Raw genomic sequence first — 23,824 nt, forward strand, 5'->3', positions numbered from 1 at the left:
CCGCTGCGGCTAGGGTGCCCGGCGAGCCATGGCCAGCGCATGCCTGCGGCTGAGCGACCACAAGACCAACACCAGCAGGGCGCCAATGAAAGCGCCAAAGGTGTTGGCGACGATGTCGCTCCAGGCGGGGACACGCTCCGGCAGGAAGATGCCCTGCGCCAGCTCAACGGCCCCGGACACTGCCGCGGCAATGACCACCGAAAGCCACCAGAGCCAGCGGTGCAGCCGCAGTGCCAAGATGGCCCCGAACGGTACAAAAAGCAGGATGTTGGCCGCGAACTCCACCTTGCGGTACGTGATGAACCATTGCGGCAGGCCGCGGTTGTGCAGCCACTCAATGAGTTGCATGAGCACGCCGTCAATGGGCCGGTCCACGGGGGACGGCCACAACAGGATGCCGGCCAGGGCGGCAAAGTAAGCCACCGCAAGGAAGACGGCGATTCTATGGCTGGTTGTGCTCACGCTGCCAGTCTATGGGAGTACGCAAATGGCCCGGAATGCAGTGATGGCCCGAAGCAAATGCTCCGGGCCATCACTGCATTCCGGGCCAGCCGGAAAGAATCCTAAGTGCTATGCGTCCTGGCGGCTGCGGCGGCGTGAAACCACCACGGTGCCAACGCCTGCGGCAAGTGCGCCGGCGCCAACCAGGGACCAGACCAGCACGCCGGTGTCGATGCCGGTGTTGGCCAGGCCACCCTTTTCGCCGTCAGCAACGGTGTTGCCGTCGCCGGCACCGGTGCCTGAACCGCTGCCCGGGAGGCTGGTGACAACCTTGACTACCTGCGAGGCCTTGTTGCCCGAGGTGCGGCCAACGGCCGTCAGGGTCCAGGTGCCGTTTGCGCTCAGGGTGACGGGCAGGGAGAAGGTACCGGCTGCCGTTGCCTGCGTGGTGAACGTGGACGGTGCCACGGCCTTGACGATGAGCGGCTTGGACATGGAGATGCCGCCGCCGATGGAGCCAATGGCTCCGCCTGCCACGGCGCTGGTCTGCGTGGCAGTGACGTCGATGGTCTCACCCGGGGCGAAGCCCGAGCCTGCGAAAGTTACTGCCTGACCCGGGACCACTACGGTGTCTGAGACGGTGGCCGAGCCTTCGGCGGGGTAGTCAGGTGCGGCCTGGGCCGCAACTGTTCCTACCGAAAGGGTTAGGATGCCGGCAAGTGCCAGGCTGACGAGTGTTTTTTTCATTGAGGTTCCCCCACTAAATTTCCTGCGAAAATGGCTGTGTGCCCCCGATGAGCTGAGAAGCCTGTTCGAGACTATCAGCACTTCATGGTACAAACCAAGTTCAATCCAATTGATATACATTCTTAATGTTCGCGTCAACAGGTGTTTGCAAAAGACTTGTTGACGCCATGAATTTGACTATTTTGTTGCGGTTGTGCAGGTGTCAGCCATCTCCGGCGGCAGGATGACGTCTGCGGGGTTTTGCACAGTCGGTGTGACGTCCAGTTTGGCCTCGCTAGACTGGACAACCTTGCCGAAGTCCAACTCAACGGTGGTGCTCTGGCCTGGCGCAAGGTCCACCCGGATCACGCCAACAGGGCGTTCAGCGTGCGTAAAGGAACCCACTGGCGTGGGTTTGCCGTCGACGCGGGCAGCCTCTGTACGGGCCTGGGATGGACCATAGGCAATCACATTGGTTGCTACGTTGCCACGGGCTACCCCAAAGACTGCGTCCCCCGTGACGTACCTTGGCAGGGACGTGGCTGCGTCGGCTGGCGCCGTGTTGGTCAGCGTGATGCGTGCCGTGTACTGGCCGTACTCGCCTGCACGGCACTTTTGGACTAGTTGGACTGTTCTTTTGACGTAGTAATCCATCTTGGCGCCCGTGCCGTCATTGAAGTAAACACCAAAAGCAGCCGGAGCAACGCTGGGCCCTGAGATGGCGCCACCTATGCGCTGGGAAGCCAAGAGATTCTGTTCATTAGCATGGGAGGACCAAATCTTGATTCGGTTTTCCTCAACGCCCTGGCCCAACGCCGAGATGAGTTTTTCACCCGAGGTATCCCCGGAGGAGACTTCAGCGAAAATCTTCTTGGCCACCTCAGCGAAGTAGGCGTCCTGCAGCTTGGGGTCTTGGATGTTGGCATACACATCTGACAACAGGGCCTTCACCAGGTTTTGGCTTGTCAAGGTGGTGGGCAAACTGCCAATGTCCACACCTTCGGGAATTGCGGAGCTGACATCAACGGATCCGGTGGCCTTCAAGACCATGGCCAGTGCCGGGGGATCCAAGGTTATGACACCGTCAATGACGTCGCCCGGGTGGCGCTCCTGCCACATGGTCCGTGCTGTGCTGGCTGCCGTGGGGAAATCTGGCGTCATGTTGACGTTCTGCATGTAGCTGCCCAGACGGTTGGTGTAGATGGCTTCCTGTGCTGCATCCACATTGAGGGCGGGATCAAAGACACCCATCCTCGAGGCTGAATCTTGAGTGGTGAGCGCGATCTTCCCTTGCTCAGTTCGGAGCAACGCCAACGCACCAGGGATGCCTCCCGTGGCACGGACTTCTGCGCTGTTTTGAATAAGCAGCAGGTAATTGCGAGGCTCGCCGCTGCCCATCATGGCCGGCAACAAACGAACAGTGCTTGACGCTACATTGAGTGTGCCGCGTAAGTCGTCGAGCTGTTGTTCGGCCTGCTCAAGTGGTTTGGCGATTTGCGGCATGAGTTTGGACTTGTCTATGTCCGCCAGCCTGTCATAGGAGAGCTGGACCGTATTTGCAGCTGCAACTACGTTGGGGGCAGCAGAGCTGATGGCTTCAAGCCCCACGGCGCCATTGGCGGGTGTGAGTGCTTTCCAATTGAGGGATTCAAAGGAGCCCAATAACGGCTTGGCTGCAAGCTGGACAACATCATCCGCGGTGACCGTGACGGTAGTGGCCGCAGAAAAATTGGGTCCAACCCACGGGAGTGCGCCGGCAGCCTTCCATACTGGGTCTGTTCCCGCAGACTTCGCTGCGGCGGTGTGGCCTGCCAATTCCTCAACCGTTGCCGCAGCTCCTGCTTGATCGTTGGACGTGAGTTGCTTTTTCAGCTGAGGCAGCAGCTCGGTTGTTGACTGCAGGTTGTCCTTGACGATGCCAGCCTTCAGGCCGAGCCAAGCGGCAGCTCCACCGAAAATCGCCAGCGCGGCTACCAGAGAGATGCCTACCCACATCAAGCGCCGAAAGAGTTTGCGTTTACGCGGCACCTGTTTCGTGCGTCGTCGACGCTGGGAATTCGGTGATAGCGCCACTGAGTGACCCGAGGAACGATTCACTTGACAGCCTTTCCGGCAGGGAAGCGACACTTTTGGCTGGACAACGGTCCAATTGAGCGCAGGGAAACCGACAACGCTGGGCTAGACCGCACTAATACGCACCATCCCGCTTCGCAACTGCTTGAACTGTCCTAAAGACAATGGCCAGATCCCCGGCCATTGACCAATTCTCGACATAGTAAAGATCTAAACGCACTGAATCTTGCCACGACAGGTTGGAGCGGCCGCTGACCTGCCAAAGTCCAGTGAGGCCAGGCTTGACCAAAAGCCGTCGCCGGACGTGTTCTTCATAGGCATCAACTTCGACGGATAGAGGGGGCCGAGGGCCAACCAAACTCATCGATCCAGAAAAGACATTGAAAAGTTGTGGCAACTCATCCAAGCTAAACCTTCGAAGGATGGACCCGACGCGAGTGACTCGTGGATCAACTTTCAATTTGAAAAGCAGCCCACTTCCCTCATTAATTTTCTGCAGTTCGTGCAGTCGCTGCTCAGCGTTGATTTCCATGGATCGAAACTTGTGCATAGTGAATGGATCGCCTAGCATACCGACACGCTCTTGTCGGAAGAACACCGAACCGGGGCTGTCCAACTTTATGCAAAGGGCAATTGTGAGCATGACGGGGGAGAAAATTACGAGCAGCAATGACGATGCAAGAATGTCAAACGCCCTTTTTGCGACTCGCTTGCCACCTTCGAGTCGTGGCGTCGTCACATGGATCAGCGGCAGCCCAGCCACCGGCTGCGTGTGGATGCGCGGTCCGGCAATGTCGGTGAGTGCTGGAGCCACTATCAGGCCGATGTTCACTGCAGCTAGTTCCCAGCCCAATTGCCGCATGGTCACTGGATTTAGGTGAAGACCCGCGGTAAGTGCAACGGTGTCAGCGCCACTGGTCCGAACGGCTGCCAAAATATCTAGGGCAGCATTGTTGCCTTGGTAGATCGGAAATTCAAATGACTCGTCTATTTGAGGATCTGTGAGACCTTGGACATAGGCGCCAACTGGTGAATATCCCGCCTGTGGGAAACGTCGCAGAGCGTCAACCAAGTGGGCTACGGCTGTTGGACCACCTACGATTAAAACATGCGCTGTGCTTCTGCCTTTGACTCGTTCGAGAGCCAGATGCTGCCGTAGGATCCATCGGCCAGTGATCAGTCCCACGACGCCAATCGGAAAAGCGATGCCTACGTAACCCCTAGCCAAGTCCATTTGAAATGCATATGAAACGATTGCCAGGGCGCCGAACAACCACAACGCTGAGGCAAACACTCTCTTATATTCATCTGCACCAGAACCGAGAATTCGGGGTTCGCGGCTTCCCCATGCTCCGAGCATGAGCCACCATGCGATGGGTAGCAATACAGTTATGATCACATATGGTGCACCAGCCACATGGTCGTCACCATCCAAACCGAACCGAATTAGGTGCGCCCCCAATACGGACCACACAACAATGGCGGCGTCAGCAATACCAATTCGCCGCACGTAGTTTGCCCGCCAATTTTCGGAACTCAACGATTTCCCCCACAATAAAAATTGAATATATCTTAGGTTGGCGAACGCCAATCGACTAACGAAGCCGTAGCTCAGATCATTTGCATGGCACTATTGACCGCGACGTGACGTTCTGCCCTGAATGATGTCGTCGAAAGCATCGCCCGTCGTATTCACGAGGGTCGGCGTGACATCCTTGGAACCCTTTGACCGGCGTGGAGGTGTTCCAACCACTGGTGTATAGCCGTAGTAATTGTATGAATATGCGTCAGGGCCCTTCGTCGGCACGCGATTCAAGACGACACCGAGCACATCAGCGTCAACAAGGTCCAGCGTTGAAATAGCCTTCTCCACTTGAGCCCGTTTGGCCGTGTGGCATCCAACGACCAAGAGGACACCGCCAACTTGCTGGGACAAAACAGCAGCATCCGTTACGGGCAGTAGCGGCGGAGCATCGATAATGACTGCATCGAAGACTTGCTCAAGTCGTTCTATCAGTTGTTTCATCTCCATGGAACCCAACAATTCACTGGGATTCGGAGGAATTCGTCCGGACGTTAGTACGTGAAGTTCATTCTTTCCCCAAGGTTGCATGAGGTCTTGAACATCCGCTTGACCAATGAGCGCAGTAGTCAAGCCAGCTTGCCCTTCGAGGCCTAGATAGGTGGCCACCATGGGGCGGCGGAGATCCGCGTCAACTAGGGCGACCGACTGGCCCGCTTCCGCTATGGCAATGGCCAAATTCGTTGCCGTGCTGCTTTTGCCTTCGCCAGGAAGTGAGGAGGTAACCAATACGGTCTTGCTCTTGTGACTTACATGAGCAAATTGGAGATTCGTACGTAGTTGGCGAAAAGACTCAGCTCTTTGGCTATGAAGTGAATCATGTGACACCAGAGGGCTCTTCGCAGCGTCTGGATCGAAAGCAATGCCGCCTAGGACTGGAGCTTGCGACACGACTTTCAGATCGCGCTCGCTTCGTATACGTGTGTCCAGCGTGGTCCGGAGAACTGCGGCAGACAAACCTAGCGCCAATCCAACGATGAGTCCTAGCGCCAAATTGACCTTTAAGTTTGGGGCTGATGGTGACACCGGCGCGATTGCGGGGGTTACCACTGAAACCCTGACGGGAGAGACGCCGCCAGTCGTAGGCGTTTCCAAAGTGTCGACTGCCTTAATGAGACTATTGGCCACGCCTTGGGCGATCGAGGCGGCTTGTACCGGAGAGCTATCGTCCACAGAAATGGTGATTAGAACTGTTTTCAGATCGGAAGAGGCTGAAACTTTGGAGGAGAGCTGCTGCGGAGTTACATTCAGTCCCAACGTATCGATCACAGGTTGCAAGACTGTTGGCGTGGTTGCAGTCTTGACATACGAGGAAACTCGAGCCTGTATGAAACTATTGCCAGTCTGAAGATCCTGCACCGACCCAGAGTTCTGCGTTGCCACGAATAGCTGAGTTTGAGCTGTGTAGATGGGCTTGATCAGTATCGACGCCAGCCCTCCGAACAATAGTCCGACCAAGGTCAGAGCAACAATGGCTATCCAATTGCGCCGCAAAATGAGCAGGTAGTCCCGAAATTCCAAGAGCAGATTCCCCCGTGTTGATGAATTGAATGCATTGATGACAGGAAGTGCCTGGACCAATTTTCTGCGAGTCTATTTGTTAAATATGTCGCCTATGGCTGGCTGCTAACCTCGGAGCTGACTCCTGTTGGATCTGTACCATTCCACCGTATTCTGGACGCCGTCTGCGAGCCGGATTTCAGATCTCCAGCCGGCACTTTCCAACTTCGAGACGTCTAGTAGCTTTTGTGGCGTCCCGTCGGGTTTGGAGACGTCCCAGAGCATTTCGCCTTTGTATCCGACCGCATCCGCGACCAATCCAGCGAGTTCCTTGATGGTTACGTCTGTACCTGTCCCTACATTTACTTGATCCGGGCCATCATAGTTCTCCATGAGGTGGAGGCAAGCGGCAGCCATATCGTCGACATGAAGGAATTCGCGGCGCGGTGTCCCGGTTCCCCAATTTGTAAGTGACTGCGCGCCTGACTGAACGGCTTCGTCGTAGCGACGGATAAGAGCAGGTAAGACATGGGAGCCCTGAGGGGAAAAGTTGTCGCCAGGCCCATAGAGATTTGTGGGCATTGCAGAAATCCAAGGCAGCCCGTACTGGCGCCTCACAGCCTGAACTTGGAGGATTCCGGCAATTTTGGCGATGGCGTACGCATCGTTGGTGGGTTCCAGGTGGCCGGTAAGCAACGAGTCCTCACGGATCGGTTGTGTGGCCAGCTTTGGATAGATGCACGACGAGCCAAGAAACAAAAGGCGCTCGACGCCATGTTCGCGGGCTGCATCAAGGACATTGACCTGTATGCGCAAGTTGTCGCTTAGGAAGTCGACGGGGTAGTTGCTGTTGGCAAGAATGCCACCAACCTTGGCCGCCGCGAGAACTACATAGCGAGGCTTAACTTCGGCGAAGAATGCGAATGTGGCTTCTCTGTCCTTGAGGTCAAGCTCGGCTGAAGTTCTTCCGACCAAGTCGGTGAAGCCTTCGGATTCCAGTTTGCGCATGATCGCGGAGCCCACTAGGCCGCGATGGCCTGCAACGTAGAACTTTGAGCCACGATCAAGTCCGCCAGGCGTGAATTCTATCTTCATTTTAGTAGTTCCAACTTGCCAAGTTTACGGGGTCTACCCAATGGCTGCCAGCATTCTTCAGAATTTCAATGTCGGCATCAACCATGATGCGGGCTAGTTCAGGAGTTTCAACCGTTGACTTCCATCCGAGTTTCGCGTGTGCCTTGGATGGGTCACCGATGAGCGCGTCGACTTCCGTCGGGCGCAGGTAGCGCTCGTCAAACCTCACGTGATCCTCCCAATTAAGCCCAGCGTGATCGAAGGCTGTTTGTAGGAAATCCTGAACCGTGTAGCCTACACCTGTCGCGAGTACAAAATCTTCGGGCTCGTCTACTTGGAGCATACGCCACATACCTTCAACGTATTCTGCAGCGTATCCCCAGTCGCGTACTGCATCAAGGTTGCCCATATAGAGTTCGGTTTGCTTGCCAGCCTTGATGGCGGCAACGGCCCTGGTGATTTTTCGAGTTACGAATGTTTCGCCTCGGCGAGGGGACTCGTGGTTAAAAAGAATGCCATTGACGGCAAAAAGCCCGTAGGCTTCGCGGTAATTCTTGGTGATCCAGTAACTGTAAACCTTAGCGGCACCGTAGGGCGAACGAGGATAGAACGGTGTGTCCTCGCCCTGGGGAGGGGGAGTAGCCCCAAACATTTCAGAAGTTGATGCTTGGTAGAAGCGGGCGTTCACACCTGACATGCGCAGGGCTTCGAGTAGACGAACGGTGGCAACACCAGTGGTATCCGCAGTGTGCTCTGGCTCATCGAAAGATACGCGGACATGCGACTGTGCTGCCAGATTGTAGACTTCGTCAGGTTTGATCTCCGCCAGCAGGGTCACAAGCCGAGCTGCATCGCTAAGGTCGCCGTAGTGAAGGAAAAGCTTGGCGTTCGGATCGTGGGCATCGACATAAAGGTGGTCAATACGAGTCGTGTTGAACGTCGAAGCTCGGCGAATTAGTCCGTGGACTTCGTAGCCCTTCTTGAGCAGTAGCTCGGCCAAGTAAGACCCGTCTTGGCCGGTAATGCCGGTAATTAGTGCTCGCTTAGTCAACGCGTGTCCCCCTGGGAAGAAATAATGTCATGAATTGGCTTTATTGTGATCGAAATCACTTTACTTAGCTGTGGCTAGGTCGCGCAGCCACGCGCTGTACTTGATTATAGCGGCTTCCTCGGAAAGCGCGTTCTCGGCGTAGAGTTTGCCCGCTCGGCCTAACTTTTGTGACAAAGCCGGATCGTTGGCGAGTTTCAATACTACCTCGAGTAATTCGTCTGGCCGATCTGGTGCGATTCTGACTCCAGCCTCAGAAGATTCTATTTCACCTGCCGTAGTACTATCGTGTTCTGTCGCGGCAATAATCGGAAGTCCTGCAGAGAAATACGAAGTCAACTTGCTGGGTACCGCCATCTCACGCAGTCCACTCATTTCGTTAACGAGTAGGATGTCGGCCGCGTGCAACGCGGCCTGGAACGCCTCGTCGGACAGTGGCGAGATGAATTGAATCCGGTCGACGTCGCTCGAAAGCTCCTGAATTCTGTCCTTTTGATTCCCGCCTCCGAGAAGCACAAACCTCACGTTAGAACTAGAGTCATCGGCAGCCCTTGCTGCATTAACAACGTTTCCGAGGGCTTGTTTGACACCCATGTTTCCCGCATGGAGGACCACGGTCTCATTTCCCCAGCCCAACTCGAGGCGCGTTGACTCGCGGTCAATTTGGTGGCGTTTCTTCAGGTGGGTCCAATTACCAATTACTCCTATATCTTCGTACTTAACTCCTAAATCGTTAACGAGATACTTTCGGAAACGTTTGTGTATGACTGTAACTTTCGTAGCCGATCGAAAAACGAGTCCTTCAAACTTCTTCATGATCCGCGTCTGAAGAGAACTCCCGGTGCCGGTCTCTTCGAGTCCACGCGAATAAATGTCTTGAACCCAGACTCCCGTTAGAGTTCGCCCGATTCCGATTTTTGATCGAAGGAGGACCAGCGCGGTCGCGAATAGAGACGGACTGACAATAAGTACGACGTCAGGACGATGCCAACGCGCAAAGAGTAGCCTCACGCCGAAACTGAGCTCCAAATGCATACGATTGACATTGGATAGTCGGTTCGGGATGAAGTGGCGAAGTCTCTTGACTTTGACCGAATTCACTATCTCTGTCTTCTGCCAACCAGAGTAGCCATCCTGGAGCTTCCACTCCGGGTAATGTGGATAGCCTGTTAGGACATGGACGATGTGTCCTTCGGTGACCAGCATTTCGGCCAAGCGTGTGGTGTATGGGGCTATTCCGGTGGGCTCAGGCGCGTAGTTAAGGCCAACGATTGTGATGCGAAGATTCTGGTGAGTCACACACACAAGAGTAGCGGTATCCCGAGCGCGCGAAGTTCCTTCCAAGCCGATCCTGCAAGTGGAAGACCCAACTTAAGCCGCAACGTGGTGCATGTTTGGGCGGGCGCTGACCACAGTTACCGATTGCTGTGGGCAACAGGGTATCGTGAACTTGCTGCAGTGGATCAACCTCTGGTTTCATCACTCTGTGTTCGATCGACTCGGAATCTTGGGTGACGAGAACGACGACTCAAAGCCGACATAATCGTATGAAAAGCCGGGCAGACTCTCGCGGGTGATACCCGAGGAAGTCGCCTGTGTAACGAAGAAGGTCGAACGAGAATAGCGTGCGGGAGCATGGTCGTTCCGAGCCTCAGCCGATAGGACCAGATTGAAACGTTCAATGAAATCGATCGCAATCTATGCGATCGGTGTGATAGTCATGGGCCTCCTGGCGCTTGTCAGCATTCCGGCGATGATCCAGCTCGTTGGCCCCACTCGCTGGGGGCATATAGGTGTCATGCAAACGGCAGGGCTCTGGGCTTCAGCAGTCATCTATTACGGATGGAATGTCAATGGCCCGGGTGAAGCGGGTCGTCGTTCATTGTCTGCTCATCTAACCCTTATTCTTGAGTCCCTCAAGATACGTATCCCGCTATTCGTTTTATTTATCGCCGTACTTTGCTGGGTGGCAGCACAAGTGCCAGGTTATTCGTCGGATTCACTGCTGGCATTCGCTTCTACAGCTTTCCTCGGACTCCGTGTTAGTTGGCTTTTCATTGGAACCAGCCGGCCCGGAATGTTATTTGTTTGTGAAACACTGCCTCGAATAGTTTTTATTGCGATTGGAATCATTTTGGGATTGTCATTCCAAGATATTCAGTTGTTGCTACTGGGGCCTATCGTTGGGCTTTTGAGTTCAATGATCATAACGATTCTAGTAACACTCAGATACAGTAGGAATATGAGGACAACGAGAACCTTAGGGCAGTTGTTCGTATCCAACAAGCATGCTTTCGTCAGCTCAATCGTTGGAGCCACGTACTCCACTGCGCCAGTGTTTATAGTCGCGGGGGTTTCTCCTCAATCTTTGCCTTTGTATATTTTGGTGGACCGAGTATGGAAACAGGCTAACACTGCATACTCTCCAGTTATGGATTTCTTGAGATCACAAATGGCTTCGGTCTCTAATCAAACCAAATCACGAGGCAAAAAGGTTGCAAAGATTTCAATCGGTTGTCTAACTTTGGCTGCGATTGGTTTCTTAGTTTTTTCGCAAGAAATCATGTCCAGATTGAGTCACGGCCAGATCCACGTGCCAATGCTGACCGCCGCCGCCCTTGCAATCGTGTTTATCGCGAGCAACATGACCGTAACAATGATTGATATTATTCTAGCTTCGCTAGGTCAGTTAGGAAGAACTACCAAAGCTACACTGATTGCTTTCCTATTCGGACTACCACTTTGTTATGTATTGGCTGGCCAATTTGGTGCAAACGGAGCCATTTATGCACTTACCATTGGTTATGTGATTCGAATTTCGAGAGGCTACTGGGTCCTTATGCGCTACGGAGATGAGGTGCTAGGGAAATGAAGCTCTCTGGAAATGGGATTTTCATTTTTATCGGCGAGTATTCGTTTTGACTAGAATCAGGTGTTGGCAAAAGGAAGGACTCGGCTTTAGAAGCTCCGATACCACTGCCACTTCCACGGAGCTTTCGTCAGCAACTCCACCTTTCACCCTCATGAGCTGAACACTTTGTGCCATCGCGAAGGCCGTGACAAGGATGTCATTGGTAGGGCTCGTTTTCTACTCTTGGCTGTCTTGTCTTTATTAGGAACCAACAGGATGCGTGATTCGCGAAAATGCCGTCTACGGCCGTCTGCGGAATATCTAGATTCGACAATTAGGCCTTGTGTTGCGTGTCTGGAAAATCAACCGATACGGGATAATTTCGCCACCGACAATAATAATTCGCCCTATCCGCGACAAGGTCAAGTTCGCCCTGCCTGCTGGGCATTGCCCCACGGCCCCAAGACAAGTTATCGGCAACGGGCGGTTTGTCCGGGCTTTGACTGAGGGCCTGATCGAATTCAGTGAGCAGTTTAGACATGCCATTGTGCCGCACGTGGGATATTGATCATATTGGGCCTCAGGGCTATTTCGTGTGACCACCGGACCCGGCACCAGTGGCCAGATCTGGCCGGAAAACCGGTCCGGTCCGGATTCGCTACTCCTATGTCACAGTCTGTTTCTTCGATCGCGGCACACCTGGCTCCTGTGGCCTTTGCTGGACGACATTGGCTGCCGTCACGGTCGGTGTGGGCCGAAGCGGTCTACGTGCCTTTGACTGTGGCAGTCCCTGGCAGGAGAGATCTGACCCACCAGTGATCATTTGTACGACGCCTTGCCTGAGCCACGAATACACAGATCTCACCGGTACTGGGCCGCGCTTTAGAAGTATCCGAAATTCTGGCGAAGTTTGGACACGGTCCCTGTAGATGAGTCGGCCGAGATGCTCATTGACATTCTCTCCTGCGGTATGGGTGGCCCTCGCAAACGTTTCAACGGGGGTTGTCGTTCAGATCGGCTCGCCCGGCGACGACTCGACCCAGAACAGCGAATGAGGGGGTTTGCCGGGTCCCCCATAGTAGATCAGTCTTGAACCCTAGTCGACAAAAGCCATTGCCAAGCTCCGCCCGCTCACGGCCAGCAAGGTAGGACATGGACGGGGGCTATGGAAGTGGGTGTGCCGTTGCTATTGGCCCCATCAGCCTGGGGCTGTCTCCAGTCACGCTCCAGTCCAAGCCATCAACTTGGCTGGGGGAAATCGTCGGAATCCGTCTGCACAGAGTCAGACTGTATGCGGACAGCCGCCATGGACTCGCTGGCGACTCGATCTCCAAGACGAGTCGAACGGCAGTCGCGTACCAGGCGAGTCTTCTACCAAACTAAACGCTAAAAAGACGGTGACAGCTGGATCCCCTCGCTGCCGATGCCCAAGTTACGTTGGAGACAAACCGGCGCATTGTCCAGTCGAGAATCAACACTTATGCGAGTCGTATGTCCATCAAGATAGGCTGCCGACCTAGGTCGTCGTTGAATCAGCCGATACCTGCGTCTCCGTCAGTTGGCCTGTACTCATTGAACGCCGGCCACCATTCAAATAGTGGGCGGCAATCATGCTCGAAAGATTGAACAGGCTCGGATCATCCAATGGCTCCACCGGCGCCATCAACGAATACCAGCAAATCTCCGTGGCCCAGCCCGAGCCTCAGAAGCCACACCGACAGTTTCGGCCGCTGGCTCATTGACTTCGGCGGCTTCTGGCCGAAACTTCACTTCCGATCCTGCAGCCCAAAGATAATTTAACACGCGAATAGCATATAATTAATGTATATACCCTGATTGAGCGTTCGTCGCCTATCAAACCTGAACACTGTACGGGAAAATAGGCGGCATCTTTGGAAGAAGGACAATGGTAGCTAGCAAGTTCATTCCAGTCATCCCCCTGCGAGATGCGCCAGGTGCGCGCGACACATGGGAAAGACCGAAGATAGTGGTGTACGCATGGGGTGCTATCCAATTGTTATTGGTTTCGAGCCATTGGCAGATTAGCTCAAGACTTCGGGCAACTGCACTTCGGCTATTTGGGGCGTCGATTGGCCACGGTGTAATCCTCCGCCCCGGCCTAAAAGTCGCTTTTCCTTGGAAACTGACTATCGGAAATGATTCCTGGATTGGAGACAGCGTTTGGTTTCACAATCAGGACGCCTTAACTATTGGCTCGGATGTAGTAATTTCACAAGGAACATTTATTACGACGGGTAGTCATGCTCTGGCCAAAGACATGGCTCTGATTACTAGGCCAGTTGTTATTGAGGACGGCGCGTGGATCACAGCCAAGTGTGTGGTGCTGGGAGGTTCACGTATCGGTAAGTCAGCACTTGTGGCGCCAGCTTCTGTTGTTTCTGGCGTCGTTGCGGATGGCATAGTTGTTCGTGGAAACCCTGCTCAATTCGTTCGCAATAGGTTTCCCGAGTCTGAAGAAATAGGCTGAGATGAAGATAGTACATGTTGTTACTTTGATTTCCCCCGAGGGAGCCTACGGTGGTCCGGTTCGAGTTGCCCTAAATCAACTGGGCGAGTTGCAGAAGCAGGGTCACGAGGTGCTCTTGGTCGCATCCTATAGAGGATATTTACCATCTCAAGTGCCGAAATTTATCGATGGTGTTCCTGTATCGCTTTTCCCGGCTGTCACGTTTAGCCGAAAGCTGGGTTTTGCCGGGACCATTTCTCCACGCATGATTTTGGCTCTTCCAAAAATCTTTCGAAATTTCGACGTAATTCACATGCACTTTGCGAGAGATCTAGTGGTCTTGCCGGCAGGTATATTTGCGACCTTGAATCGAAAAAAGTCGGTTTTCATTCAAACGCATGGAATGATCGATGAATCAAATTCACAACTCGCACATATTATTGACTGGTTGATGACAAAACGAGTCATGAAACGTTCACGTCGCGTTTTCTATCTGACTGACGTAGAATGTGCCAGTCTTCTACATCTATTTCCTTTTATAGGTTGCAAAATTCACTATCTTCCCAACGCGGTTCCAACTGCTGCAATAGTTTCTCCGGAAGAATCAGACGTCGTGGAGTTCATCTTTCTAGCGAGACTTCAATCGCGAAAAAATCCGGATGTATTTGTCCATGCGGCGAAATTGAGAATTGAGAATGGATCGAAGGCGCGTTACACCGTTGTGGGCCCCGATGAAGGCATGGGTAAAATGGTTGATGACCTCATACGAGAAGCCGCCACTTCCATGATAAGTCGCGAAGCGGCCGTGGCTATGACAGCCGCCAGCCTAAGAATTGGACGCGCGGACGTTTACGTTCTACCGTCAGTCAACGAACCATTTCCGATGTCTGTTTTGGAGGCCCTAGCGGTCGGTGTGCCTGTATTAATAACGGAAAGCAATGGATTAGCGGATTTTGTTAGGCAGGCCAATTCTGGAATAATCGTCGAACCGACCGCCGATAGTGTAGCCAAGGCCATGAAGATCATGGAGGATGATGCTGCCCTCCGGAGCTTGTACGGGTCAAATGCTACAAAATTGGCCCAAGATGAGTTTTCGATGTCTAAGGTTGGCAGCCAACTAATTGCAAATTACGGTCAATAGCATTTCGAGGGAGTGTGATCGTCGTTGTGAGGTGCCTTCAACTCTAAACTTTTGTCGATCTAAGTTTTGTCCGACGCTAGGGTGTCTTTTGAGGTAGGCGACCAGCCGGAAATTTCGGTGCCACCCATTGGCATGCTCGGAGCAGATACGGACGCTGGAATTCTTCCCGTCACCCGTGATTTCAAGTTCCACCGATGACGAGTACTAATGTTGATCTCACACTTCCCTGTCCCCTGGCGGATGGGACAGCCCCGGGTTTCACTGACTCTCGGGGTTTAGTGTTGCAAGGCGGCTTTGAATCCGGTATTCATTGCCCCAACTCGATTGGGGTTAGCCGGCTAAGTCGGCGTTTGCGGTGGTAGGTTTTCTCGATCCAGGTCACGATCGCCAGCCGCAGCTCCTGCCGTGTGGCCCAGCGTTGCCGGTCCAGAACGTTCTTTTGCAACAGCGCGAAGAACGACTCCATGGCGGCGTAGTCAGCGCACCTCCCCACCCGCCCATCGACCCGGTCAACCCGCTGCGCCTCAGGTTTCGTACGTAGGCGTTGGTGGGAAATGGAGATCCGCGGTCCGAATGCAGCACGGTTCCCAGTGCGAACCTGAGGGACACCGCGTTGCGTGGCGCTGCCACGGCAAGGGTTGCCTTCATGCCTGAGTCAATTGAGTAGCCGACGATCCGGTTCGAACGCACGTCCGTGATTGCACACAGGTATAGTTTGCCCACGTCGGTGCGGTGCTCGGTGATGTCCGTCACCCACAGCCGGTTGGGTTCCGTTGCGGTGAAGTCCCGCTTGACCAGGTCGTCTTGGACGGGCCAGCCTGCTTTGCGCGTCAGGCCGCGTTTCCTGGCGAACGCGGACCAGATTCTCTGGCTGCTTCACGGGCGCTGGACCTGGTTCTCACCCGTGGCCAGGCCTTGGTCCTTCAACTCGTCGGCAATGAACCTGTACCCGAACGCGGGGTTGTCCCGGTGCACGTCCAGAGCGCCGTTGATCAGGTGTGCATCAGCCCAATCCCGGTCCATCACCGGATCCGCCTTCCAGGTGTAGGTCGCCTGTTTGAAGAAGCCGAGCACCGAAGCAGGCCACCGCGGCGGGAACTCCGTCCGCGGCTAGGTCAAGGACCAGAGGGAACGTCATTTTGGGGGCAGCTCGCGGGTGAAGAACGCCGCAGCCCAGCGCAGGATCTCATTCTCATGGTGCAGCGATCGGATGCGTTTCTTCGCATCCCGCAGCTGGGCCGCCTCAACAGCGCTTACTCCCGAGCGGGTGCCGTCCTCGATATCGGCTTTCTTGAGCCGGTTGTGGAAGGTCGCTTCGCAAGATTACGAAGTCCCTGGCGATCTGCGCGATCGGAGTTTCGTGCTTGCGGGCCACGGCAATAACATCGCGGGGGAACTCGGCGGGGAAAGGCTAAGGCATATCAATATCCTTGCTGCCAGGAACATATCCCCACAAGTCAGGAGTCAAACAAACCCGGGGCAGTCCCCATCCTGCACAACGACACCATCATGATGTTCTTCTACGACCAAGGGATCGAGATCATCAGCCATCCGATCCCCCCAAGGGAACCATCTACATTGGCAACGGCACTCGTCCCAGACTTCCTAGCCCGCTACCAGCACAACTACTCAAAATCAGAAGTGTCCACGAAGTCCTGACACATCAACCATCCACGATGTCCTGAGACACAAAACTCATCCGCTATTTGGATTTCATCAGGCCTCGGAATATCGAACTTAGCTGTGAACATACGTTTGACGGAAGCTCACATTTCGGAGGATCGCTCCAATGTAGGGCTCTAACCTAGAGTCGCCCTCTCTTTGTCGGTGCAGCGGGGTTGGTATGCGGTCTGTCTGTTAGACCGGTACTGCGAGGAGTCACGAAGGCTACACATAACAGGATGACAAGGAGATAGGCCATGGACGTCAGCAATGAACCTCGTAGGACGATTAGCAAGTAGAAAGGCAGTATGCATCCAAGCAGAGGCGGAATTCTCGAAGATTCCAGGAATTGCTCGGCCCGAACATCAAATGTCCGCAGCAAATAGCCGAGTGCAAACATCCCCACTACTAGGAAAATCCAACCGCCATTGATGTAGAACTCGGCCCATATAGGCGCCGAAAGATTTTCGAATGAATACCCTTTGAAACGTGCTAGCAAGATGCCCGTGTCAACCGGCTTACTTTCCCATAAACTTCGAGGGACCCAAAAGAGCAAAACGCCGAGCAACTGATTCCCCCATGTAATTCCTTCAACATGTACATACTCGACGGTATTCACCAACTGGGCAAATGCGTCGAAGTCACCGGTGGTCATTGCCGAGATCGGACTGTCACTCTCAATGTTGGCATGTGTGGAGTGACGGAAGGCGTCCATAATCGGGAACAATGTTACTAGTCCGACCATTGCTGACAAGGAAACAACCTTGAACCTATCGACAGTGGCGTATGCACCCATTGAGGCAAAAATGGCCAATGCAACTGTGCCGAAAATATAGCGTGGACTACTAATTGGATTTACAACCAGCAACAAGGCACCCATAAGCGTCAGTGGCAGTATTAGTGGTTTGGATTTCTCGGCGAACCTCCGTTGCTGTCTCAACTGCATCTGGGCAGCAAATGCTACCAGCAGGCTCATGGACGCCGCGCCGGTAATTATTACATTGGTCGTTGGGTCTGGCCATACATAGGATCGAGCTAAGGCGAGTTCCGACAGGCTTAGCAGGAAGTTTGAGGGACCAATCTTCAAGACGTAATAGGCAGCAAAGCCCAGCGCTCCAGCAGCAAGGGCGTTGGCGCGTAAATCCGAGACGACAGACGGTTTCGCTGATGCGACTTTCCCACGCCGATTCGCTAGCCAGCTCCCAAGTATGAATACGGTATTGCCAATCAACACAATTGTGGTGGCAATTCCGAACAAGCTCTCATCGATGCCAAGCGTGGTACCTGGAACGATTTGAAGTCGCTGTTGGACATAGGGAGCCATACCCATGAATATGTATGTGAAAAGCCAGTACACCATTTCGTACAAATGCCTAGTGCGGGAACCCATCAGCCAAGCAAACCTGATACCCGCAAGTCCCATGACAAGAACGTGTGGAAGAGCACTTCGAACCGAAAAGCTCGAGTTTGTTGTTTGATGTAACCAGATGGGGACCAGGACGCAAAGCCCGAGCGCCACAAAAGTTGCCAGTAGCGGGCGAGGCATCACCGAAGTCGGCTTGGACACCCACCTGTCGGACCCAATTTTCCGTGATGACGGCAATATTTATCCCCAAGTAGTAAAAGTCATTGGACAGGTCTATTCTATCGGTTTATGGCCGAAATCGTGTTTCCTCTATGTGTTCAATGAGCACACCGGCCGTGGCTCATCATGGAACATAGAAAGTCGATAGTTGTAGATTCTAGTAGAATGCTGCCAGAGGCAAGGAATTTATTGTCTGCAGCTTGCGTTCGCGGTGTCATACGCCAGCATGCCCGAACTGGGGCCGTACTTCATTCTAGCGAAAACAAAGAATGAAAACCGTCGCCTTGGAGTCAGGGAATGATTGCACAATTACCTTGTTGTTAATAGCGTTCTTTTAATCGCACCACCGCTGATGGCGTACCCACAGTTAATGTACGTAGAATTAGTTATTCGAAAATTGCGATGAAAGTATAGATTTGGCTCGACGCGCGGCATCGTCAAGTGATTCTGCCATTTCTACATGGGTAAAAGTATTGAGATAGTCTCTAAAGATTCCCAGCACCTTACCGTTTGCGTTATCTATGGCGATTGTAGGGAGGCCGAGTAGGGCCCCAAGGAACATTCCATGTAGCCTGTCCGTCACCAAAACACGTCCCATCGAAACGGTCTTAATGCCTCCGCGGAGGTTGAGGTTTGCAGCCTTGACATATGACCACTGAATTGCATTCAGAAGGTGTGGACGTGATATCGGCAATACCCGCGCAATGTTTTCTGGTAGCCTGTATATATGCCACATGAACTGGCTTTTGAGATCAAGATGCCAATCGGTGAGTTTATATTCTAATTCAGAAAAGGCAGCTACGTCTCTACCCGCAACGGCTTCGGAGTCTTCACGTAGCAGCAGCACCACATCATGTGCCGCTTGGCCGTTTTTTTCCAATTTTCCGAGCCCAAGTGCCAAATCAGGACAGAATATATGCTCGGAGTTTGGGAACCATTCTTTAGCCCGAGCCATATCAACTGACTGCCGCAACAGAATTGTTAGGTCCGGGTGCCCATTCAATGCAATTTGAGCCTTTTCAAGTCCGTCCTTCGATTCGAAGTCGAGGCTCTGAGGGAGCTGGATGATCTGTCGATCAGGGAAAGAAGTTATTAGCATTTCACGAAAGTTCTGATGTTCTGTCCAACGGTCACCGAAGTTGCCTCCCCCTGTGATGAGGATCGGTCCAGTTGGAACGCAACGACGCAAGTCGGCGATGTCAAAACAGTGAACGTCTGCTACGTAGTCAACTGACACCCCAATCTCTTTGAGGTACATGAGAGTGCCTAGCCAGATGAAAGAATCGCCGGCATTCTGGTGTCGCGGGAAATCGAGCAATGCAACATGGGTACCAGAGGGCAACAAACTCGACAGGATCTTTGTTGCATCACTTTGTAGCGCAAGTAAGGGGTTCATATTGTCAATACTAGGGTGTCGTTCGTCCGAGACAGAACGTTCCCCAGACGGCGCGGATACAATTGCGGGGTGCGTCGGGTCGCCCACACCGTGATGACGCGCGGCTACCTGCGAAGGCCAAGCTTGCGGCGACCCATTCAGATGTAGTGACTGGAATGATGGCGAGCCACGGGAATCGACCATGCTGCTTGGGCCCAGATCGGTTCAACGACTGTCCGTCCATTGGATGAAACCGGTGCAAGCAAGGTTCCATTGAGGCGCGGGGCGAATCGCCATCACTAGCCTTCAACGCCGTGATGCAACGGATTTGGCAGTTGCCATCCGGAGCTGTGGAGCGCATCGACAGTGAACGCCGAGAATTTGGCGAATCTCCGCAGGCGACTAGAGACTTCCAGGTGACTCTGTCCGGTGCTGGACACGATATAGTAGACCGTAAACGCACCTTCTTAGAGTCCATTCGGTCGATTTGCTTTGGATTGGGCAGTAAGTGCACTTAGTGAATTTGTGAGCATGAAGCTATTGTGCTTTATGCTGAATTATTGCGCGCATTGTTCCCTTGTAGGCGAGAATACAGTAATCTGTCAGGATGAAATCAATTGATCAATATTGTTAATAATACTCAAGTTTTCTAATTTGCGTCGGCGAAACTCATGGATAGCGGGAGTTGGCGCCGCAAGCCTTGGGTATGGTTCTGAACTTGAATGTCTGTGACATATTTTTTGGAGAAAAATTGGGAACTCGATTTGCTGTCCTAGCACATGACGACGCGAACATGCTTCGATTGCTGGCCGAGCAACTTGGTCAGAATGAGATTTGGGTCCACCTCGATAAATCCGTTGATATGGCGAAGTATCTGGAATCAGCAGGCGGGCTGATGCCCGAGAATATGCATTTCGTAAGCCGTCGTGTCAATGTTCGCTGGGGGGGATATTCTGTTGTCCAAGCTATGCGAGCCTGTGCAGTCGAGGCTATGGCGTCCGCTGAAAAGGATGACCATATCGTCTTTATCTCAGGGCACTGCTACCCAATCCGTCCTGTCGAGCAATTGTTGGCATATCTTGAGTCGGCTCCCAATGTGCAGCACGTTCGGGCCTATCGTCTGACGGACTATCCACGATGGCACACGGACCGCTATGCGCGAAGCCATTGGTTCGATTTAAGGCTGCCGAGATTTACGGCAGCTTCAATGCGGAGGATTGTGAGGAATGCAGTTAAATACCTTTCCTTTGCCCTACCTCGTAAACGGACGGGCCTCGATGTCGTCGCCGGTTCTCAATGGATGGCTTTAACCAAGGAATGTCTCCAAGAGGCATTTGAGGCACTTGACACAAAGGAGTATCGAATATTTCGCAATTCTTTCGCTCCGGATGAAATGGCGATTCAGACATTCATATTTAACTCACGCTGGGCGAATGCTACCAGCATGAAAGGGATCGAAGAAATTAGTAATGACGATATTTCTTCGATTCCAAATTTTCATTTCCTTCGTCCGGGGTTGAGTGGTCTTGCAACGCAAGACGATGTTAATTCTGCATTCGCAAGAGGCTCCTTTTTTATAAGAAAAATTGACTCATCAAACATTGCAAATACGATTAAATCCATAATCGCTCTTACCATCTAGGCTTTCGCTAGTACATCTAGAATTATTCTTGTGTATTGGTTCGTTGTTTCTCGTGGGCAGTGGCCTGCTCTTGATTTTAATTGGTGCCACACTGTTCTGCGAATTGTCGCTCACAGTCACCGTCCTATGATTTGTTGAAGCGACCGTTCATCGTAAGTTGTTCGCAATCGTTGCGGTCCATTACACGATGCTTCAGGGTTTGTGGGCCAGCCGTAATGCAGGACTTATGGGTAGGGAATCCGGAGAGAGGGACTTCACCACGAACCACGGAGAGTCAGATTATGTTGCCGGGATGATGACCTCGCGGGAGCGGCTTTCCCCGGAGCAGGTCAGTGCACGACTACGCATTGATTTCCCGGATGATGTATCCATGCGAGTAAGCCCAGAGACGATCTACAACGGAATCTACCACCAGGGCGCGGCGGGCTCCGCAAGGGCTTGGACCTGTACCTGCGCTCCCGCAAGTCCTACAGGCGCCCCCAGCATCAAATGGATGCCCGCAGGAAGCGGGTCCCCGAGGAGCTGCTGATCGGCAACCGCCCCGAAGAAATCGAGGACCGCCTGGTCCCCGGCCATTGGGAGGGCGACTTGATCCTGGGCAAGGAAGGCAAGAGCGCCATTGGAACCCTGGTGGAGCGCACCAGCCGGTTCGTGCTGCTCCTCCACCTGCCCAACGGCCATACCGCCCAGGATGTGGCACAGGCGATTCAAGACACGCTTCCCACACTGCCGGAACAGGTTCGCAAATCCATCACCTGGGACCAGGGCTCAGAGATGGTGGGCGCCCACGAGCGAGTGAAAATCGACACCGGCGCGAACGTCTACTTCGCCGATCCCCACTCACCCTGGCAACGCGGCAGTAACGAGAACACCAACGGGCTGCTGCGCCAGTACTTCCCCAAAGGCGTCGACCTGAACCAGTTCGGCATCGAGGACCTCGACTACGCGGCCGCCGGACTCAACGGCCGGCTCCGCAAAACACTCGACTGGAAAACCCCAGCACAAACCCTCGAGAAGATACTGGCAGAATCAATACCCTAAGCCGTGTTGCAACAACCACTGGAAAACGCCATCATTCCCCGCTCATTTGCAGTGTGCGGTCCACTAGGCCGATGGACTTAGTCCTTTGAACCCGGAATTTCCGTTGTGCTGCGTGTATTAGCCCAAGCAGCCAAAACGCCGATTGCCGTGAGGACGTCCCGTCTCATCTGTTCATATATATCATCAGAACGACGGTATGGATCCACCACATCATCTTCTTGAGGAGTCGAACGGTGCAAACTTCTTGCACGTAGCGCGAGCGGAACCATGGATTCCCACCGGGCTCGGGGGTCGGTGACATGGTGGATTTCAATGTTGGGGAGGATTCTAGCCAATTCGAGAAGTGTGAACGTCTTCTTCAGCAGCGCCGGTTGCAGTTCAACGATACTGCTGCGGTGTGCGCGCGTGAGAGCAATAACAAGATCCTGTTCTTTCAGGACGTCTGGTGTGAGTTGGCGTGATTGAAAATCTGCAGCCGACGCGCCCATAACGCGGATGAATCCCTCGACGTGTGGTTCAATTCCATGGCCAATCAATGCCCCGGTGCCTGCGCTCGTTACCCTGAATCCGCCGGGAGACACCTCATCCAGTTCGGCTTGCAGTAAGCGCTCAACCATGGGGGAACGGCAGATGTTGCCGGTGCATACTGCCAAGATGCGGAATGGGGGAGTGGACGTCATTTTGATCGGTATTCCTTTGAGGTCTTGACAAGCTCGACCACCGATTCCTTCGAGCTCTGGCGAGGCTCGACTGCCAGCCGGCGGTGTGCAAGAAAGTAGATGCCAGCGCCGACTGCAGCGCCGAGTGTATTGGCAACGACATCCAGCACCGACGGGACCCTAGCCGAGAGAAACAGGGCCTGGCTCAGTTCGATGATGCACGAGGCCAGGAAACCGATGCCCACACTCAGCCAAACGCTCTTCAGCCGCACCGAGGCAATGACGCCCATGGGCACAAACAGAAGGATGTTGGAGGAGAATTCAATTTGTGCATAGCCAACGAATTTTGGCATGCCGTGGTGATGCAGCCACGAAATAGTCTGATCAAGGAATCCGGCCGCCGGTTTGTCCACCGGGGTGGGCCAAAAGACTATGAGTGCAAGTGCCACCAAGTAGGCAGCCATCAGCCCAACTGCAAGGCGGTGGATGGTCTTTTGGGAAAGTGTCACATGGAAACGTTACGCCACGTTGACGTAGCTTGCCGTCAACTGGCCTGCGGTTTGGTTTCCGCACTTGCGCAGCGCCGTCAGTTTCTTGTTGGCTGCAGAGTTACAACCGGATTCAAGGTCCCGGATGAGATCGCTGGTCAGCTTGCCCAGGCGGGCAGCGCCGACCATCATGCTGGAGCTGCGGAGACTTAGCGCTGCGTCCAGGGCGTCGTCTTTGTCTCCCGAGGCTACGGCTTCAAACAGGCGAACAAAGCGCCCAGGCCACATGTCAACATAGCGGCAGACAAAACTGCGACACAACGCATACTCGCCGTCGAGGGATTCCTCCAGTGAGTGCAGGGTCTCGGTGCAGACGAGTGGCAATGCGGTGACTGGCATGGTCTGCTCCTTCCTGCTGCCTGCCGAAGTACGGGACCTGTTGGTACCCGCTAACGGTTCAAGACTATCG

The 23,824-nt window shown here is 53.7% G+C and carries 17 protein-coding genes and 2 pseudogenes; 5 read left to right on the plus strand and 14 right to left on the minus strand.

Features of this window, described 5'->3' with window-relative positions:
• Positions 1-9 precede the first annotated feature (9 nt).
• The 8 genes from PCK14_RS09660 to PCK14_RS09695 form a co-directional block, all read right to left on the minus strand.
• A complete protein-coding gene (locus tag PCK14_RS09660; RefSeq protein WP_269938260.1) occupies positions 10-462 on the minus strand; it encodes a VanZ family protein in 453 nt (150 codons plus the stop codon).
• A gap of 108 nt (positions 463-570) precedes the next feature.
• On the minus strand, positions 571-1,188 hold the full coding sequence (locus PCK14_RS09665) for an LPXTG cell wall anchor domain-containing protein (RefSeq protein WP_269938261.1): 618 nt from the start codon (positions 1,186-1,188) through the stop codon (positions 571-573).
• Positions 1,189-1,365: 177 nt separating this feature from the next.
• Positions 1,366-3,162: a DUF4012 domain-containing protein gene (locus PCK14_RS09670; protein WP_269938262.1), complete on the minus strand. Its 1,797-nt coding sequence runs from the start codon at positions 3,160-3,162 to the stop codon at positions 1,366-1,368.
• 193 nt (positions 3,163-3,355) lie between these two features.
• Positions 3,356-4,780 (minus strand): sugar transferase, encoded by a 1,425-nt coding sequence (locus tag PCK14_RS09675; RefSeq protein ID WP_269938263.1) that lies wholly within the window; start codon positions 4,778-4,780, stop codon positions 3,356-3,358.
• A 90-nt stretch (positions 4,781-4,870) separates the two neighbouring features.
• Positions 4,871-6,403 carry a polysaccharide biosynthesis tyrosine autokinase gene (locus PCK14_RS09680; RefSeq protein WP_442864695.1) on the minus strand — a complete coding sequence of 511 codons (1,533 nt, stop codon included), beginning with the start codon at positions 6,401-6,403 and terminating at the stop codon, positions 4,871-4,873.
• Between the two features lie 45 nt (positions 6,404-6,448).
• A complete protein-coding gene (locus PCK14_RS09685) occupies positions 6,449-7,417 on the minus strand; it encodes a GDP-L-fucose synthase family protein (protein WP_269938264.1) in 969 nt (322 codons plus the stop codon).
• 1 nt (position 7,418) lies between these two features.
• On the minus strand, positions 7,419-8,447 hold the full coding sequence (gmd, locus tag PCK14_RS09690) for a GDP-mannose 4,6-dehydratase (RefSeq protein WP_269938265.1): 1,029 nt from the start codon (positions 8,445-8,447) through the stop codon (positions 7,419-7,421).
• A 60-nt stretch (positions 8,448-8,507) separates the two neighbouring features.
• The gene (locus tag PCK14_RS09695; RefSeq protein ID WP_333474354.1) at positions 8,508-9,749 is read right to left on the minus strand and encodes a glycosyltransferase family 4 protein; all 1,242 of its coding nucleotides are present in this window, start codon (positions 9,747-9,749) and stop codon (positions 8,508-8,510) included.
• A gap of 376 nt (positions 9,750-10,125) precedes the next feature.
• On the opposite strand from PCK14_RS09695, the gene PCK14_RS09700 reads away from it, so the two are divergent.
• From PCK14_RS09700 to PCK14_RS09710, 3 genes are all read left to right on the plus strand, one after another.
• On the plus strand, positions 10,126-11,316 hold the full coding sequence (locus tag PCK14_RS09700) for a lipopolysaccharide biosynthesis protein (RefSeq protein WP_269938267.1): 1,191 nt from the start codon (positions 10,126-10,128) through the stop codon (positions 11,314-11,316).
• A 1,885-nt stretch (positions 11,317-13,201) separates the two neighbouring features.
• Positions 13,202-13,783: an acetyltransferase gene (locus PCK14_RS09705; RefSeq protein ID WP_269938268.1), complete on the plus strand. Its 582-nt coding sequence runs from the start codon at positions 13,202-13,204 to the stop codon at positions 13,781-13,783.
• 1 nt (position 13,784) lies between these two features.
• A complete protein-coding gene (locus PCK14_RS09710) occupies positions 13,785-14,903 on the plus strand; it encodes a glycosyltransferase (RefSeq protein WP_269938269.1) in 1,119 nt (372 codons plus the stop codon).
• A 307-nt stretch (positions 14,904-15,210) separates the two neighbouring features.
• Here the strand turns inward: PCK14_RS09710 and PCK14_RS09715 are convergent.
• The 3 genes and pseudogenes from PCK14_RS09715 to PCK14_RS09725 form a co-directional block, all read right to left on the minus strand.
• Positions 15,211-16,284, minus strand: a pseudogene (locus tag PCK14_RS09715) (IS3 family transposase).
• A 423-nt stretch (positions 16,285-16,707) separates the two neighbouring features.
• Entirely contained in the window at positions 16,708-17,925 is a 1,218-nt protein-coding gene (locus PCK14_RS09720) for a hypothetical protein (protein WP_269938270.1), read from the minus strand.
• 607 nt (positions 17,926-18,532) lie between these two features.
• A complete protein-coding gene (locus PCK14_RS09725; RefSeq protein ID WP_269938271.1) occupies positions 18,533-19,546 on the minus strand; it encodes a polysaccharide pyruvyl transferase family protein in 1,014 nt (337 codons plus the stop codon).
• A gap of 664 nt (positions 19,547-20,210) precedes the next feature.
• On the opposite strand from PCK14_RS09725, the gene PCK14_RS09730 reads away from it, so the two are divergent.
• Both PCK14_RS09730 and PCK14_RS09735 read left to right on the plus strand, forming a co-directional pair.
• The gene (locus PCK14_RS09730; RefSeq protein WP_269938272.1) at positions 20,211-21,167 is read left to right on the plus strand and encodes a beta-1,6-N-acetylglucosaminyltransferase; all 957 of its coding nucleotides are present in this window, start codon (positions 20,211-20,213) and stop codon (positions 21,165-21,167) included.
• 316 nt (positions 21,168-21,483) lie between these two features.
• Positions 21,484-22,208 (plus strand): annotated as a pseudogene (locus PCK14_RS09735) (IS30 family transposase); the annotation flags it as partial.
• Positions 22,209-22,285: 77 nt separating this feature from the next.
• Here the strand turns inward: PCK14_RS09735 and PCK14_RS09740 are convergent.
• The 3 genes from PCK14_RS09740 to PCK14_RS09750 are packed head-to-tail and all read right to left on the minus strand — an operon-like array spanning position 22,286 to position 23,754.
• Positions 22,286-22,888 (minus strand): arsenate reductase/protein-tyrosine-phosphatase family protein, encoded by a 603-nt coding sequence (locus tag PCK14_RS09740; protein ID WP_269938274.1) that lies wholly within the window; start codon positions 22,886-22,888, stop codon positions 22,286-22,288.
• The gene (locus tag PCK14_RS09745; protein WP_269938275.1) at positions 22,885-23,376 is read right to left on the minus strand and encodes a VanZ family protein; all 492 of its coding nucleotides are present in this window, start codon (positions 23,374-23,376) and stop codon (positions 22,885-22,887) included. Before PCK14_RS09745 ends, PCK14_RS09740 begins: the two co-directional genes overlap by 4 nt.
• A gap of 9 nt (positions 23,377-23,385) precedes the next feature.
• Positions 23,386-23,754, minus strand: coding sequence for a hypothetical protein (locus PCK14_RS09750; RefSeq protein ID WP_269938276.1), 369 nt, complete (start codon positions 23,752-23,754; stop codon positions 23,386-23,388).
• Between the last annotated feature and the right edge of the window lie 70 nt (positions 23,755-23,824).

Source organism: Arthrobacter sp. HY1533 (assembly GCF_027568515.1).
Classification (GTDB): domain Bacteria; phylum Actinomycetota; class Actinomycetes; order Actinomycetales; family Micrococcaceae; genus Specibacter.